Source organism: Mycobacterium sp. (genome assembly GCF_036488105.1).
In the GTDB taxonomy this organism is placed as follows: domain Bacteria; phylum Actinomycetota; class Actinomycetes; order Mycobacteriales; family Mycobacteriaceae; genus Mycobacterium.
Genome location: NZ_DASXHW010000240.1, coordinates 1 through 1522 on the forward strand (window position 1 = coordinate 1; position 1522 = coordinate 1522).

Consider the following 1522-nt stretch of genomic DNA (forward strand, 5'->3'; position numbering starts at 1 on the left):
CTATCCTGGCGGCGGACGCGACAGCTATCACCCTAAAATGCTGACCAAAGTCATTATTTACGCCTACACCCAGCGCATCTATTCCTCAAGGCAAATCGCCAAATCTGTACGCGAGAACATTCCCTTCATGTGGCTGGCCGGAAGGCAACGTCCGGATTTTCGCACCATTAACCGTTTCCGTTCCCAGCGTATGCGGGATGTTTTAGAAACTGTCTTTACCACTATCCTTCAGTTTCTTGCGAACGAAAAATACATCTCCCTGGAGCATTACTTTGTAGACGGCACGAAGATCGAAGCGAATGCGAATCGCTATACCTTCGTCTGGGGTAAGGCTGTTCTTAAGCACAAGAGGAAGCTTCAAGAAAAAGTCCATGCGCTGTTTGCCGACATTGAAGCCACAGAAAAACAAGAAGAACATGAATGCCAAACCCAAGACCCTGCAGAGCTCGGAGAGTCTACCACAATCACGAGCGAGAAGCTCGAACAAATGACACAGACACTTGAAGCCCAGCTAGTCGAAAAACCCAAAGACAAGCGCCTAAAGAAAGCCGCTCGGACGCTCCGCAAAGATCTCTTACCCAGGCTGCTGAAATACGAGCAGTACCAAACGCTACTTGGCGACCGGAATAGCTTTAGCAAGACAGATCCGGATGCAACTTTCATGCGGATGAAGGAAGACCACATGCGCAATGGTCAACTCAAACCAGGATACAATGTACAGATCGGAACGGAAAACCAGTTTATTTTGGCTTACAGTCTACACCAAAGACCAACAGACACTCGTTGCTTCTTGCCACATCTAGAGCATGTAAAAACAACACTTGGAAAGTTTCCTCAAACGGTCATTGCAGATGCAGGCTACGGCAGTGAAGAAAACTACGCGTACTTGGAAAAAGAAAAGATTCAAGGTGTTGTGAAGTATGGGAACTACCACAAGGAAAAAAGCAAAGCGTGGAAAGAGAATGTGGGGAAAATTGAAAACTGGACATACGACAAAGCCGAGGATACGTGGAAATGCCCTGCCGGACAAACATTGTATTTCCGAAAAGAAAGCAAGGAAGTCCTGGAGAGTGGCTATGAAATTCGAAAACGTCATTACCGCAGCCCAAGTTGCGAGGGCTGCCCAATGAAGGAACGCTGTACAAAAGCCGCAGGAAACCGTGAAGTAGTCGTTAGTCTGGAACGACTACGTTACCAGAACCAAGCTCGGGAGATTCTACGGAGTGAAGAAGGTTACGACTTGTCGGTACGCCGAATGACGGAACCGGAGAGTGTGTTTGGACAACTGAAAAACAACCGGGGATTCCGGCGATTTCTGCTTCGCGGCATGGAGAAAGTGACGCTTGAGGTCGGTTGGCTTTCGCTTGCCCATAACTTGCTGAAGCAAGCCGCAATGGAGCAAAAAAGCAGAGCAGCGATTCTCCACTAACGGGAGAATCGCTGCTCTGTTCACTTTTTGTGCTACTTAGGAAGAAGAAGTCTGTCTCATGTCGTAGAAAATCTACTTTTGAGACAGCCCCTT

1 protein-coding gene is annotated in these 1522 nt (G+C 48.0%); it reads left to right on the forward strand.

Annotated elements, in window-relative coordinates; translation table 11 throughout:
• Positions 1 to 1429: IS1182 family transposase (locus tag VGH54_RS12630; RefSeq protein WP_331512341.1), on the forward strand; the 1429-nt coding region annotated here is incomplete at its 5' end.
• Positions 1430 to 1522 lie beyond the last annotated feature (93 nt).